Origin of the sequence: Rothia terrae, assembly GCF_014705925.2 — a bacterium.
In the GTDB taxonomy this organism is placed as follows: domain Bacteria; phylum Actinomycetota; class Actinomycetes; order Actinomycetales; family Micrococcaceae; genus Rothia; species Rothia terrae.
In genome coordinates this window covers 564,455-578,005 of the sequence record NZ_CP061539.1, presented here as the reverse complement: position 1 = coordinate 578,005, position 13,551 = coordinate 564,455, and the positions used below count along the sequence as shown (strand labels likewise).

The window sequence follows — 13,551 nt, the reverse complement described above, 5'->3', positions numbered from 1 at the left end:
CTCATCAAAAGTTCCAGCCGCCCTGAGTGTATCTACGAAAAAGCTACTGACCTTCGCCCAAGGTAATAGGCCCGGTAAGTCCGGTTTCGTTATCGCCAAAGTGAACCTCCGACAGGCTCACGCCGGCTTCTTCTTTTTGATCCAGCCAGGTGAGTCGATCAAGTAGGATGCGGGTTGCACCGGGGCTGTACGGTAGCTTGTACATAGCCGCGGTGGTGCTAGCGTTCTGATCCAGTTTTGAAGCGCGAATGCTGTGAATAGCGTCCTTCATGGTCTGCCCCATGCGCTCGATAAAGGGGCTCTCCACGGGCATGCCGTGGCCGGGAACGAACACGCGGTAACGGTCTAGCGCTGCAAGCTGTTCAAGGGTGCTGACCCACTGATCGGGGTAAGAATCGTCAAATGCAGGGTCAGAACCCTGTTCAAGAATGTCACCGGTGAACAGGACATCGTCAACGCCCACCAGAACATCGTTATCGGTGTGCGCTAAGCCGAGGTAAAAGAGGGTGACTGCGCGGTCGCCAAGTTCAACCCTGGTGAAGGATGCGCGGCTGCCGTCGCCCGGAAGCAAACGGTTAGGAATAACTAGGTGGGTATTGGCACCCTGCTGGTGAGTCATTTCAGGTTCAAGAACCTCAACATAGGTGCGCTGACGGTCACCGTATTTTTCGATGGCGTGCGCCGCGCGCGGATGCGCCCAGAAGTCATCTGCACCGTCGGATTCAAAGACGGCGTTACCCATGAAGCGGTCAAAGTGCGTGTGAGTGTTGACAACGCTGAGAGGGAGCTCGGTGATTCTACGAACTGCGCGTAAAATCTCGGCGCCTTGCCTAGGGCCAGCGCCGGTATCAATCACCATAGCTTCTTCCGATCCAAGAATAAGACCGGAGTTTAGACGGTAGTTATCTGTTGCAATGAGATAAACGCCGTCAGCTATTTCTGTAGTACGTGCCATAGCACCACGGTACTTCACTCTTGAGGAATCGATGCGGTTTGCACCTAGAATCGCCGTGTTTTGCGTTCTCTATCACATTTAAGACGCAAAGATGACCTCATTGTTAAGTAATAAGCGGCGAAAGAATCTCCTAGTGAAGCCTATTTTTTACGGTATTTTAGCCGCTTTTCAAAGGTTTAGCGTCCCACCCTTTAATATTGAAGCCTATGGATTCTCAAACATTGTCTTCACCTTCTGCTGGCCGTTACGCTCCTTCACCTTCCGGCGATTTACACCTGGGCAACCTGCGCACCGCCTTGTTCGCGTGGCTTTTTGCGCGATCTGAGGGGCACGATTTTGTGATGCGTGTTGAGGATCTTGACCGCGTTCAAGAAGGAGCGGCACAACGCCAGCTTGATGATCTGGCGTCCTTAGGTACGGATTGGGACGGCGAGGTGCTTGTGCAGTCCACCCGCATCCCGCAGCATATGGACGCGGTCCAAAAACTACGTGATGCAGGTATGGTTTACGAGTGCTTCTGCACCCGCAAGGAGATTCAGCAGGCGGCGAGCGCGCCGCATGCAGCTCCCGGCGCTTACCCGGGCACTTGCCGTCACCTCACGGATGCGGAGAGGCAGGAACGTCGTCAGGTGCGTCCGCCTGCCCTCCGTCTTGCCGCTGATACCGCTGAATTTACGGTGTACGACCGTTTTGCCGGTGACTACACGGGCGCTGTCGATGACTTTGTATTGGTGCGCAATGATGGAAAGCCCGCCTACAATCTTGCCGTGGTTGTCGATGACGGTTTTCAGAACGTTCAGCAGGTAGTGCGCGGTGATGACCTTTTATTCTCTGCGCCGCGTCAGGCTTATCTTGCAACTCTATTGGGTATCGATATTCCCGAGTACGTGCATGTTCCGCTGGCGTTGAATACTGAGGGAAAGCGTCTGGCAAAGCGTGACGGCGCGGTGACGCTTGCTCAGTTGCGTGCTGGAGGTGTGAGCACTGCTCAGGTGATGCGCATGATTGCCGCTTCGATGCCGCTTGCGCCCTGGCGCGGTGAGGGCGGCCCGCATCTGCCCGAGACCGCCCAGCAAATGCTGGAGGTCTTTAACCCCGACACCATTTCGCGGGAGCCGTGGACGGTGATTCCCACCGACTTAGAAAGTATCTGCTGTGGCTAGCGGTTCTGTGATCGCAAAAGTCCCGCATCATCACCGGGGAACAGCCGCTTTCTTCTTGGTGATGGCAGGAAGCCTGGGTATTCAGATTTCAACGGCAGTCGCTGCTTCTTTGTTTGAAGATTTTTCACCGGTGACTGTCTCTGGGTTTCGCATGCTCATCGCCGGTATTTTCTTGGCTGTCCTGGTGCGTCCTCGCGTCATGCGACTGACAAGAAATGATTGGCCTCAGGTGCTGATCTATGCGGTAGTGGCATCGCTGATGAACGTCTTTTTCTATCTGGCGGTAGATCGCATACCGCTGGGCATCGCGGTGACTATTGAGTACCTCGGCGCTTTCGTCGTGTCTTTGCTCGGAGTGAGGAAGCTGAAGGACTCGCTGTTTGCAATTGTGGCGCTCACCGGCGTCATATTGATTGCCGGGCCTACGTTCTCAAGTTCCAACTGGCTAGGTTACGTTTTTGCCGCACTGGGTGCCACCTGCATGGGCTCGTACACTCTGCTCTCTGCTCGCATGGGCGGTGGATCCGATGCAACGGCGGGGCTCAAAGGCATCAGCATTTCGGTGTGTATCTCTGCTCTTTTGCTCTTGCCTTTCTCAGCACCTCATCTAGGCCAGCTGGATGCTGAAGGTTGGCTTCGCGCCGCAGTGGCCGGTATCGTCGGCGTCGCTCTTGCTTTCTCCGCTGACTCGATGGCCGGACGCCTGACGTCCTCAGCCGTGATTGGCGTATTTTTCAGTCTTGACCCGGTCATTGGCGCCCTAGTGGGTACTCTGCTGATGGGGCAGGTACTCTCGTTCTGGGCCTACCTGGGTATTGCGTTGATCGCGCTTTCAGGCGCACTTCTAGCGTGGAAAACCAACCGGTCAGCTATCGCGATTACCACGCACACCGGCGCCCTACCACAAGCGTCCAACCTCGCTTAGCGCTCGACGCTAACAAAGGCTTCTGCAAAGAATCTTGATTCAGAGAGGCTTCTTCCTGAGGGCTGAGATACCTTAGACAAGCACAGCAGCGGCAAATAAGAATCTCCGTTCAAACTTAAAGTGTCTAGCACCTTAATACGCAAACTGTGACGTATCATTATGAGCTAGCACACTACAACATTTTTATTCACTACTTCTAGGAGCACGCATGGCTTCTTCAACATGGCAGCTCATTGCACTTGCCATCTACTTCGCTGGCATGATTGCCATCGGTTTCTGGGCTAAAGGTAAAAACGAAAACCTCGATGACTACGTTCTCGGCGGACGCAGTCTCTCCCCCGCAACCGCAGCGCTCTCTGCAGGCGCAGCAGACATGTCGGGTTGGCTCCTCATGGGCCTGCCCGGTGCGCTCTACATGACAGGTTTCGCCGAAGCATGGATGGCCATCGGCCTCACCATCGGCGCGTGGGTCAACTGGAAACTCGTTGCTCCCCGCCTGCGCATCTACACTGAAGTCACCAAAAACGCGGTAACGGTTCCCGTTTTCTTCCACAACCGCCTACGCGATAACACCAAGCTTTTGCGCGTTCTCACCTCTTTGATTACGCTCATCTTCTTCACCTTCTACGCATCCTCAGGCATGGTTGCAGGCGGCAAGTTCTTCCAGTCCTCCTTCGCTCTGGACTTCCACTGGGGCATGCTGCTGATCGCGGGCATCACCGTTCTTTACACCCTCTTCGGTGGCTTTCTCGGCGCGTCCTACACCGACATGGTGCAGGGCCTGCTCATGCTCGCGGCACTGTTGCTCCTGCCCATCATGGCGCTTTTCTACGTGGGCGGTCCCGCCGGTGCAGTTGAAACCATTCAGCAGGTGAACCCCACCGCGCTGTCGTGGTTCGCAGGCACCTCGTTCCTGGGCATCATTTCAGCTGCCGCATGGGGCTTGGGCTACTTCGGTCAGCCGCACATCATCACCCGATTCATGGCGCTGCGTTCGGCAGCAGATGCACCTACCGGCCGTCGCATCGGCATCGGCTGGATGGTTCTCACCGTGGTCGGCGCTTGTTCAGCAGGTCTCATTGGTATCGCGTTCTTTGCTAAGCACCCCGAAGCTACCCTGACCGACACCGACGCCGCTGAATCAGTCTTCTTGGATCTTTCACAGATTCTTCTGCACCCCTTCATCTCGGGCTTTATTCTTTCCGCTGTTCTTGCGGCAGTGATGTCTACCCTGTCATCACAGCTGGTCGTATGTTCATCGGCTTTGGCAGAAGACCTCTTTGGTGTGGTCTCAAGCCGCAAGCTCTCCAACTCTGAGGGTCTGTGGTTAGGACGCGCCGGCGTCCTCGTGATCTCGTTGATTGCAGGCGTACTGGCGTGGAACCCCGACAGCTCCGTGCTCGAACTGGTCTCCTTCGCGTGGGCTGGCTTTGGCGCAGCGTTTGGCCCGCTGGTTCTGCTCTCCCTGTTCTGGAAGAAACTCACCAACTGGGGTGCAATCGTTGGTCTGATTGCCGCAACCATCACCGTTTTCGTGTGGGGCACCAACGAGGCTCTGCACTCCACCATGTACGAAATTGTTCCCGGATTTATCGTGAACATCGTGCTCGCTGTGGTGGTCTCGCTGGTTACCTACAAGCACAACCCCGAAATTGAGGCTGAGTTTGAAGAAACCCAGGCTCAGATGCGTGCGCTCAAGCGCTAGATGCATCGGGTGGTAGGCGCCTCGAGCATCTAGCACGGGTGTGCTCACCGCACGCACCTTTGCACCGAGATCCTGTTTTATCGTCGAGATCCTGTTTTAAATCAGGATCTCGACGATAAAACAGGATCTCGGCGTTTAAGATGGGGGTATGACTATTGAGCTTCCCGAAAAAGTTTCAGATATCTTTGACCCCAACTCGTGGCGAGTTGTTGAGGGTTTCGAGGATTTTCAGGACATCACCTACCACCGCCAGGTAGAGCGCGACGAAACCGGCAAGATTGTGCGCGATTTGCCGACCGTTCGCATCGCTTTTGACCGCCCGGAGGTGCGTAACGCTTTCCGCCCCGGCACCGTTGATGAGCTGTACCGCGCGCTTGATCACGCGCGTATGACGTCCAACGTGGGTACTGTTCTGCTCACCGGTAACGGCCCCTCTCCTAAGGACGGTGGCTGGGCGTTTTGTTCCGGTGGCGACCAGCGTATTCGAGGCCGCGACGGCTACCACTACGCGGACGGTGAGACCGCTGAGACTATTGACCCTGCGCGCGCGGGACGCCTGCACATTCTTGAGGTGCAGCGCTTGATTCGCACCATGCCGAAGGTGGTTGTGGCGCTTGTTTCTGGTTGGGCTGCTGGTGGCGGGCATTCCTTGCATGTGGTCGCCGATTTGACCATTGCGTCCGAGGAGTACGGCAAGTTTAAGCAGACCGACGCGACCGTTGGCTCTTTTGATGCGGGCTATGGTTCTGCGCTGCTGGCGCGCCAGGTGGGTCAGAAGTTCGCGCGCGAGATTTTCTTCTTGGCTAGGGAGTACGACGCTCAGCGTATGTACGAGATGGGTGCTGTGAACGACGTTGTGCCCCACGAAGAGCTGGAGAAGAAGGGTCTGGAGTACGCGGCTCATATTGCGCGTCAGTCACCGCAGGCTATCCGTATGCTCAAGTTCGCGTTCAACCTGCCGGACGACGGCATGGTCGGCCAGCAGGTCTTCGCCGGCGAGGCAACCCGCATGGCCTACATGACCGATGAGGCAGTGGAAGGACGCGATGCCTTCTTGCAGAAGCGCGACCCGAACTGGGATGAGTACCCGTATTACTTCTAAAGTTCACTGCGTGGCATAAAAAGCGCCGGGCGGCAAAACGCTCGGCGCTTTTCTTATAAGTCTAAGAGTTTAAAGGAATCACAGAAACGTATTGGTTTCTCGATTTTTGATAAAGAATTAATTGGTAGATTGCAGGTCAGAAGCTACATCTTCCGCCCATTGTTCTGGTGCAGGACCTAGAATTTCTTTACCAGCCTTAATAACAAACCAGCCGAAAAGACCATTTCCTGCCCCTCCCAAAGTAGCTCCAAGCTTCATCGGCACCTGTTTTCCGAGAACTAACAAAAACTATATTAAAAATTCTATTTAATACTATTTAAGTTTTCAATTTTTCTATTTATGTTAATCGCCCTTTCAGTCTCCTCCAATCGCATCAAGTAGAATTTATTCAAAATTTTCTCGCCCACTTCACTTTTCACAAAACTGCGCATTCTAAATATAGAAAATATTATATTAACAATCGCAAAGGTTATAATAATATAATTAAAAGGTAGATTTATTAAGGTAAACACAGGAATAACATAATAAGAAAATTTAAATATAATTAATTCAAATTTTGATTTTTCCCTTAAGCTCATGAGAGATAGATAAAGAATAAGAGTAAACGCTGAACCCAACAAATAAACCACAAAAGTAGCGATAACTAGAAAAAGCCATTTTGGCATTTCATAATCATTCAAATACCTAAAGATCATCCCCAAGGTAACATAAAGAAAAAATTGAATCAGTGTGTTTTTTCTCCAAAAAACCAGAGAAAATATCATTTTATATGCACTGAATTCATGAGATTCACAAAAGCTATTTATTTTTTCCTTAACATACTTCCATACCCTTTCTAGCGATCCATCTGAAATATTCTTATTATCTTTTTCGCCTTCATAGTACTTCTTATCAAATTCCAGAGTTGTTAAATTTTTTCGAACTACAGCCAAGTCATCAGAGAATAGACCACAAATTGACGCCGATGTCCAAAATAGAAAAATACAAATATAGGCCGTGAAGTCACCAAAACTAATTATCGTAATAATCATTAGCAGCATTGCAGTTAAGAAACTAAAAATTTTTGAAAATGAATTAAACGAGGCCGATAATATCGATAGACCTAAGGGAAGGTCTTTAGAGTGTGCTCGATTTTGAGCACCAATAAAAATTGTAGCCTGAAGAGCCGCAAGAGCAACTATTGCAAACCCATATTGAGAAGGCTCAATCTCCCTCAGTTTATTCACGCCATCTAGGAAGCTAAAAGATTTATCATTAATTTTATTTATTAAGTATATAATATCGATTATTATTAACATAAAAAATGCTGCAAGGAAAGATATCCCAATTGGAACCCCGACAGTTGCCCTAACTAATTTTCTTTTCCTCTCAAGCAAGATTTGATCATCAGTATACTCAGGAATAGATGAACAATCTATATCTTCATCTCTGAAATTGTCCCAATATGTCATATTTTCGATATTTACATTAAAATTTTTAAAAATTTTCATGCCGCGATTTTATCCTTAAAGTTATTTCATCCATAAATAGATTTTGAAAATAAGATTTCGAGGCGCTGGGTCTCCGATGTGCAGAGCTTCGGGGCGCCGAACGCCTTGTCTACTAGACGGTCCAGCTTCTTATGGGCATCTAATAGACCTTTGTCCATCGCAAACGGGTTATACATATCCGCCAACGACCGTGTACCACCCGCACGCTCAGCAATAGTCTCACGAGCAGCTAGCACTCCCATACCCGCCTCAATAATCTGCTGACGCAATTTAGGCTCCACAGCAGGCAAGGGAAGATTATTCCAAACAATAGAGTTAGAGAATCGCAAATCAGATTTCATACGACCTCCGACAGCTTTTTGCCAAGCTATAAACATGGAAGAACTGACTATGGCAAATTGAAACCCGTCAGGATCTTCGACCGTGAAAACTGAATCTGCAGCAATAACATCAGGGCTATAGTGCGTTGCCGTATAAAATGAACGAGTTTCAGATACAACTCTGGGAATTCCAACGTAGTTCGTTTTAGGTGCTCCAGGATTCGGTCTCATTAGATGTGGAGTGTCCTTCAGTTTAAAGGCATCTCCAGAAGGACTTTGTTCAGAACGCCACTTATGGTTGCTTTCTACTCGGGATCGGAGAATTGAGCTAGACATAATATCTTTAGGGTCAGCGTCTTCTAGCCACAAGCACCACCGATCCAGTCCCCGGACAAGTTCTTTTCCCATACGATATGGGCGCACATATTTTGCAGCGATAGGGTCGGCGACAACTTCCTGATAATTTTCAGGTTCCACGATTAAATATCCATGGTCTGCAGGTTTATATCCGAACCGAGCTGGTGCGAGTTCGGGACTAAGTGGTTCTGACCTCTTCGTTATCAGCACGTTCGCTGCGTCCAGCAAATACGCGTTGATACCAGTTTTTACCTTGAGCTCGTTGGTCTCTCGAGTAGACCAATCGTATTCAAAGAGTCTCTGGCGTACAGTCTCATCGCGTGTATAACCAGTAATCACACAGTGCACCGCAGCCTTGCCGGGCGCGTCCGAACTCCACGGGAAAGTACGGTAAGCAAACTTGATGCGCCACCCATCACGGAACAAAGGACCAAAAAGCGCCGGGACAGCCTGACCCTGAGAAATTGAATTAGTAGACACAAACGCGAACTCGCCCTCACGGTCGTGCGAGCGGTCAGCCCCTGTCTTGAAGAAGTCGGCAGCTTTCTTAAACCATGCCGTCACAAAGTCCAAGTAACCGTCATAGTCCTTGCCCCAGACAGCCTTCATCGCAGCCGTCTGCTCTTTAGTCTTAGTGAACTGCCCAATAAAAGGCGGATTACCAAAGATAAAAGTCTTACCGGAAGTTTCAGGAACCTCCTTACGCCAATCCAACGCGAGCGCATCCGCATGCACAATACGCGCCGTGGTCTTAATAGGCAGACGTACAGGGGCATCACCCAGCTGCTTTTCGAGATAACGATCAGCCTGGAACTCGGTTAAGAACATAGCAACCTCAGCGATACGCGACGGCCACCAGTTAATCTCAAACCCGTAGAACTGCTCAATAGATAAACGGGTGCCCAAAGTACCGAGCAACTGAGTCTCGCCACCTTCGCGGCGGTTCATCTCAGCCAACACGTCAGTCTCAATCTCACGCAGCTTGGCATAGGCAACTTGCAAGAAATTACCTGAACCGCAAGCAGGGTCAACAAAGCGCATCTCCGTCAAAGAGTCCAAGAACTCTGCGAAAGCCTTACGCGAGGTGGATTTAGAAGCAATTAGACGGTCAGCCTCAGAACGCAACTCATCGAGAAAGAGAGGACCAATTGTACGCAGAATATCCGCTTCGGTGGTGTAATGCTCACCGGCTGCACGACGAGCTTCACGGGACTTCACCAGCTGGAACATCGAACCGAAAATCGCGGTTGAAATACGAGTCCAACGGAAACGACACGCATCCAACAAGGCTTCGCGCATTTCAGCGTCAAAATACTCAACGCGAGTGCGCTCAGCGAATAGCCCACCATTCACGTAAGGGAATTTCTGAATAAGCTCCGGCACATTGTCGCTCATACGCCGACGCTCAGAGTCAGGAGTATTCAAATAATCAAAGAGAGCTGAAATCTGCGTGCCCAAATCAGAACCATCAGGCTGTGTGCGTCCCTCAATAAAACGGTAGAAAAGATCGTTCTCCCAGAGTCCGGCATCATCGCCAAAAAGCAGAAAGAGAACACGCGTCAGAAAGATAGATGCACGCTCAACAGCCGCTTCTTCTTCACCACGGTTATCTGCGGCGTCCTCCCCTACCGGGTTATCAGCGTCATCCCCCACCAAAGACTGATACAGGCGAGCCATAATCTTAGACGCCTGAATAGTCGCCTCTACCTCTTCACGCTTTTCAACCGTCTCCTGACCAGCAATGAACTTGAGCTGATCAACATAATCTGGCAATTCTTCGAGAGTAAATTCCCACGTTTCATTAGTTGCCGAATTGGTCAGAATAAAAGACCAAAAATTACAAGTAATAATGAATTTTGGCCACTCATGTTCGGCAATAGTTCCACCGGCAAGGTAATCATCAGCCTGAGCAGCGGCCTTAGCCAAATCTTTATTGACAGACTTCTGCTCAACCAACAGCATGCCCGGCCAGAAAACATCCACCCACCCGCGATTGTTGGTGGATGCGCGCTTAGCTTCACGCTCAAACAACAATGTGCGTTCGTCAGAAATACCAAAGCATTTGAGCAAGCCTATCCAGAACTGCTGAGTGAACTGCTTTTCGGTGGCTCCTCCGCCGCTTGCTGCGACCTCATCGAGCCTCGCCACCCACGAATTCGCGAACTTCTGCAACTCGCTTTTCGTGTAGGAACGGTTAAACAAATGGGTAATCACAGGTGGGAGCCTCTCACAAGAATTGGAATAGCAAGCATAAGTTTAGTTATACGCGTCATACTTATTATGTTTATGACGAGAGTCTTCAATACATTTCTTATATTTTGGCGGTGTCTTACCTGCTGTTCTGGTTATGACTTCATCGCTATGGGTAACTCGCTCATAACTCCCTGTCACCGCATCTTCGGTTAACACCGCATAGTCTTCACCCCTAAACTAAAACCATGGACTTCTCAACGCTTACTCCCACACCTGCCCCGCGCGCTGTTCCCAGTACCGCCGTGGTTGTGGGTGAGAATCTGCCCGCCGATGCGGATGCCATGTACGACGCGTTCACCCGCGCCTTTGCCGCAGACACACTCGACGAGCCTGCCCTCGTGGTCACCACCTCCGGGTCTACCGGCAAGCCCAAGCAGACCGTGCTCACCGCAGGCGCCCTGCAAGCGTCCGCGCAGGCAACCGCCGACGCCACCAGTTCCCAGGGCGCGCAGTGGATGCTCGCGCTCCCCCTGCACTACGTAGCGGGCGCTCAGGTGGTAGCGCGCAGTGCTTTCGCCGGCGTCCGCCCTGTTATAACGCGCTCCATCACGCGCCACACACCGTTCACACCCGAAGACTTTCTAGCCGCTGCCCAGCGCATGCACCCCGGCGCGCGGATGCTCTCGCTCGTGCCCGCGCAACTACATACGCTCCTTGACTCTCATAACGAACAGGTGCTGTCAGAACTCCAATCCTTCACCGCTCTTCTGCTCGGCGGGGCACCGGCGTCCGCGTGCCTGCTCAAACAGTGCAAAGACCTCAACGTCAACGTAGTCACCACATACGGCAGCGCCGAAACCGCTGGCGGATGCGTCTACAACTCCCGCCCGCTCACCGGCGTCCGCATCCATATTCAAGAGCCCGATGAACACGGGACAGGACGCGTGTGGTTAGGCGGCGATACCCTCGCCAGCGGCTACCTCAATGACGCCGAGAAAACCTCAGCCAGTTTCTTTCAAGATACCCACGACAACCGGTGGTACCGCACCGATGACCGCGGCTCTCTCACCAACGGCGTACTGACCATTGAAGGACGCGCCGACGATGTGCTGATTACCGGCGGCATCAAGGTTTCTGCCCGAAAAATCACCGAGCGACTCGAAGAGCATGCTGCCATCCGTGAGGCAATCGTGGCGGGTATCCCCCACCCTAAATGGGGTCAGATGGTGGCGGCGATGGTGACTCTAACCCCCGGCGCATCAGCCCCGCAGATCCAAGAGTTCACCGATTTTGTGGCGTCCGCCCTCGGCAAGCCAGCCGCGCCCAAAGTTATTAAGGTCTGCGAGCGCTTTCCGGTAGCGTCCACAGGCAAGCCTGATCGGCGCGCGATTCACCAGATGCTGGCGCAGGCTGCCGCAGCAAAAGATCAGCTCTAAGAGCACCGAAACTAGCGCGATATCACGCTCCTCGATACCCTGCACGCTATCCCGTTCAAAGTAGCAACGGTGTAAGCTAAAAGTTTGGTATACCCGTAAAGTTTTTATTCAGGAAGGACGCGCTTAGTGGCAACACCGGCTCAATGGATTGAGGGGGCGCGACTGCGCACTTTGCCCCTTGCAGTTGCCCCTATTATCGCGGGATCTGCTGCCGCGTACGAGATCGGCAGGTTCGATTTTGCGCGTGCTTTTCTTGCTTTCTTAGTGGCGTTCTTCTTGCAGGTGGGCGTCAATTACGCCAACGATTATTCGGACGGCATCAAGGGCACTGATGAGGTTCGTGTAGGTCCGTTGCGCCTGGTGGGTTCGGGAGTTGCCTCTCCTAAGTCCGTTAAGATGGCTGCTTTTCTCTGCTTTGGTTTGGCGATGCTGGCTGGCCTGTGGCTGGTAGTGCTCTCGAATCAGTGGTGGTTCTTAGCTATTGGTGCCTCCAGCGTTTTTGCGGCGTGGGGTTATACCGGCGGCAAGCGTCCTTACGGCTACATGGGCTTGGGCGATGTTTTTGTCTTTATCTACTTTGGTCTTGTGGCAACCCTAGGTACGCTGTACACGCAGACGGCGCATCTGACGCTGAGCGGTATTGTTTTTGCGTTTTCGCTGGGTCTGATTTCTTGTGCCCTGCTGATGGCTAACAATGTGCGCGATATTCCCACCGATATTGAGGCGAACAAGTTGACGCTGGCGGTGCGCTTAGGCGATCGCAACTCGCGTCTTACCTACGCTGCCGAAGTTATTATTGCGCTTGCTCTCGTGCTCTTCTTGGTGCCGCAGAATCCCTGGTACATGCTGGTGTTTATCTTGGTTGCGCCCATTGTGCACTCTTGCATCGTGGTGCTCTCAGGTTCCACCGGTCCGGCACTGATTCCGGTTCTCAAACAGGCTGGTTTCATTGCTCTTATCTTCAGCCTCCTTGTAGCTGTTGCTGTCTATTTAGGAACCTTTGATCTTTTCGCTGATCCCGTCGTAGATCCCTACTCCATCGGCTAAGGCACCTCATATATAAAAAGGTCGCTCCGGCAAGTGCTCCGGGAGCGACCTTTTTGTATCTGCGTCAGAACGCTACATCTTATTCCTGAGAGAACTTTGAATCCACGTAGGCGTCTTCAATCTCTCGGTTGGTTTCTTCTTCAGAGCGCTTGGTTGAGCTCTTCTTACGCTTGAACAAACGAGCCATGTCTTCGCCCGCCGCCACGTGCAGACGCGGGAACCCCAAGTAGCACGCCGCCAACGCGATAATGACAGCAAAAATAGCTGAGAAGACCAGACCGATTTTCAGGAACATGCACAGGATAAAGACCAGTAGCATGATTCCAAAACGTAGCAAAGTGTATTTGAGAAGATTCACGCTTATCAGTTTAGCGGTTTTGCAGTTTTCAGGGCGTGCCGTCTATGCCACACTTGAGACTATGGGTAGAGCTATTTTGATTATTGGTGCAGGCGCCGCGCTGATCGGCATTATTATTTACGCGCTCATTGACTGCGCTCGAACACCTGCACCGCACGCGCGTTCACTGCCAAAACCTGCCTGGCTTGCGATTATTCTGCTTTTTCCTGTTATTGGTGCTCTTCTTTGGCTCTTGATAGGACGCCCGCGCACCGCTGGCGGCGCAACCTTGGGTTCTCGCACCGCGTCTTCGCAGACCTTCAAAGCACCCGATGATGACGAAGAATACCTGCGCTTTTTAGACGCCAAAACTAAACGACAGCGCGCCTCGCAAGAGAATCAGCGTTCTGCACAGCAAAATCCCCAAGAACGCAAAAAACCGCGTCAAAAACCCACCGACGAGAACCCAACAGACACTACCGATACCGAGATTCCGGAATCCTAAATATGCAAAGAACCCG

Annotated in this window: 12 protein-coding genes; 7 read left to right on the top strand and 5 right to left on the bottom strand. The window is 51.9% G+C overall.

All coding sequences use genetic code 11. The features are described from left to right. Window positions 1-43: 43 nt before the first annotated feature. Window positions 44-955 carry an MBL fold metallo-hydrolase gene (locus tag IDM49_RS02745; RefSeq protein ID WP_190724945.1) on the bottom strand — a complete coding sequence of 304 codons (912 nt, stop codon included), beginning with the start codon at window positions 953-955 and terminating at the stop codon, window positions 44-46. Window positions 956-1,161: 206 nt separating this feature from the next. Here IDM49_RS02745 and gluQRS point away from each other — a divergent pair, with 206 nt between their 5' ends. The 4 genes from gluQRS to IDM49_RS02725 all read left to right on the top strand — a co-directional run bounded on the left by gluQRS (window position 1,162) and on the right by IDM49_RS02725 (window position 5,850). Beyond that, window positions 1,162-2,118 (top strand): tRNA glutamyl-Q(34) synthetase GluQRS, encoded by a 957-nt coding sequence (gene gluQRS / locus IDM49_RS02740; protein WP_168614481.1) that lies wholly within the window; start codon window positions 1,162-1,164, stop codon window positions 2,116-2,118. After that, window positions 2,111-3,043 (top strand): EamA family transporter, encoded by a 933-nt coding sequence (locus IDM49_RS02735; protein WP_190724944.1) that lies wholly within the window; start codon window positions 2,111-2,113, stop codon window positions 3,041-3,043. Before gluQRS ends, IDM49_RS02735 begins: the two co-directional genes overlap by 8 nt. Window positions 3,044-3,251: 208 nt before the next feature. After that, on the top strand, window positions 3,252-4,748 hold the full coding sequence (putP, locus tag IDM49_RS02730; RefSeq protein ID WP_190724943.1) for a sodium/proline symporter PutP: 1,497 nt from the start codon (window positions 3,252-3,254) through the stop codon (window positions 4,746-4,748). Between the two features lie 148 nt (window positions 4,749-4,896). After that, on the top strand, window positions 4,897-5,850 hold the full coding sequence (locus tag IDM49_RS02725; RefSeq protein WP_190724942.1) for a 1,4-dihydroxy-2-naphthoyl-CoA synthase: 954 nt from the start codon (window positions 4,897-4,899) through the stop codon (window positions 5,848-5,850). 117 nt (window positions 5,851-5,967) lie between these two features. Here IDM49_RS02725 and IDM49_RS02720 read toward each other — a convergent pair whose 3' ends face one another. From IDM49_RS02720 to IDM49_RS02710, 3 genes are read right to left on the bottom strand one after another with little or no spacing between them, the layout of a single operon-like run. Then, a complete protein-coding gene (locus IDM49_RS02720; RefSeq protein WP_190724941.1) occupies window positions 5,968-6,108 on the bottom strand; it encodes a hypothetical protein in 141 nt (46 codons plus the stop codon). A gap of 44 nt (window positions 6,109-6,152) precedes the next feature. Next, window positions 6,153-7,340: a hypothetical protein gene (locus IDM49_RS02715; RefSeq protein WP_190724940.1), complete on the bottom strand. Its 1,188-nt coding sequence runs from the start codon at window positions 7,338-7,340 to the stop codon at window positions 6,153-6,155. Between the two features lie 26 nt (window positions 7,341-7,366). Beyond that, complete coding sequence (locus IDM49_RS02710; RefSeq protein ID WP_228008164.1) at window positions 7,367-10,231, bottom strand: class I SAM-dependent DNA methyltransferase; 2,865 nt, start codon at window positions 10,229-10,231, stop codon at window positions 7,367-7,369. 224 nt (window positions 10,232-10,455) lie between these two features. Here IDM49_RS02710 and IDM49_RS02705 point away from each other — a divergent pair, with 224 nt between their 5' ends. Together IDM49_RS02705 and IDM49_RS02700 are read left to right on the top strand one after the other, a co-directional pair. Beyond that, complete coding sequence (locus IDM49_RS02705) at window positions 10,456-11,646, top strand: AMP-binding protein (protein ID WP_190724939.1); 1,191 nt, start codon at window positions 10,456-10,458, stop codon at window positions 11,644-11,646. A gap of 126 nt (window positions 11,647-11,772) precedes the next feature. Beyond that, window positions 11,773-12,693: a 1,4-dihydroxy-2-naphthoate polyprenyltransferase gene (locus tag IDM49_RS02700; RefSeq protein WP_190724938.1), complete on the top strand. Its 921-nt coding sequence runs from the start codon at window positions 11,773-11,775 to the stop codon at window positions 12,691-12,693. 79 nt (window positions 12,694-12,772) lie between these two features. Here IDM49_RS02700 and IDM49_RS02695 read toward each other — a convergent pair whose 3' ends face one another. Next, window positions 12,773-13,051 carry a DUF4229 domain-containing protein gene (locus IDM49_RS02695; RefSeq protein WP_168614805.1) on the bottom strand — a complete coding sequence of 93 codons (279 nt, stop codon included), beginning with the start codon at window positions 13,049-13,051 and terminating at the stop codon, window positions 12,773-12,775. A 61-nt stretch (window positions 13,052-13,112) separates the two neighbouring features. Between IDM49_RS02695 and IDM49_RS02690 the strand changes: the two genes are divergently transcribed. After that, window positions 13,113-13,535 carry a PLD nuclease N-terminal domain-containing protein gene (locus IDM49_RS02690; protein WP_210729606.1) on the top strand — a complete coding sequence of 141 codons (423 nt, stop codon included), beginning with the start codon at window positions 13,113-13,115 and terminating at the stop codon, window positions 13,533-13,535. Window positions 13,536-13,551 lie beyond the last annotated feature (16 nt).

Excerpts from the sequence above, each read along its gene's own strand:
- IDM49_RS02705 (WP_190724939.1), top strand. The coding sequence starts at position 10,456 with ATGGACTTCTCAACGCTTACTCCCACACCTGCCCCGCGCGCTGTTCCC.
- IDM49_RS02745 (WP_190724945.1), bottom strand. The coding sequence starts at position 955 with ATGGCACGTACTACAGAAATAGCTGACGGCGTTTATCTCATTGCAACA.
- IDM49_RS02715 (WP_190724940.1), bottom strand. The coding sequence starts at position 7,340 with ATGAAAATTTTTAAAAATTTTAATGTAAATATCGAAAATATGACATAT.
- putP (WP_190724943.1), top strand. The coding sequence starts at position 3,252 with ATGGCTTCTTCAACATGGCAGCTCATTGCACTTGCCATCTACTTCGCT.
- IDM49_RS02720 (WP_190724941.1), bottom strand. The coding sequence starts at position 6,108 with ATGAAGCTTGGAGCTACTTTGGGAGGGGCAGGAAATGGTCTTTTCGGC.
- IDM49_RS02725 (WP_190724942.1), top strand. The coding sequence starts at position 4,897 with ATGACTATTGAGCTTCCCGAAAAAGTTTCAGATATCTTTGACCCCAAC.
- IDM49_RS02690 (WP_210729606.1), top strand. The coding sequence starts at position 13,113 with ATGGGTAGAGCTATTTTGATTATTGGTGCAGGCGCCGCGCTGATCGGC.
- gluQRS (WP_168614481.1), top strand. The coding sequence starts at position 1,162 with ATGGATTCTCAAACATTGTCTTCACCTTCTGCTGGCCGTTACGCTCCT.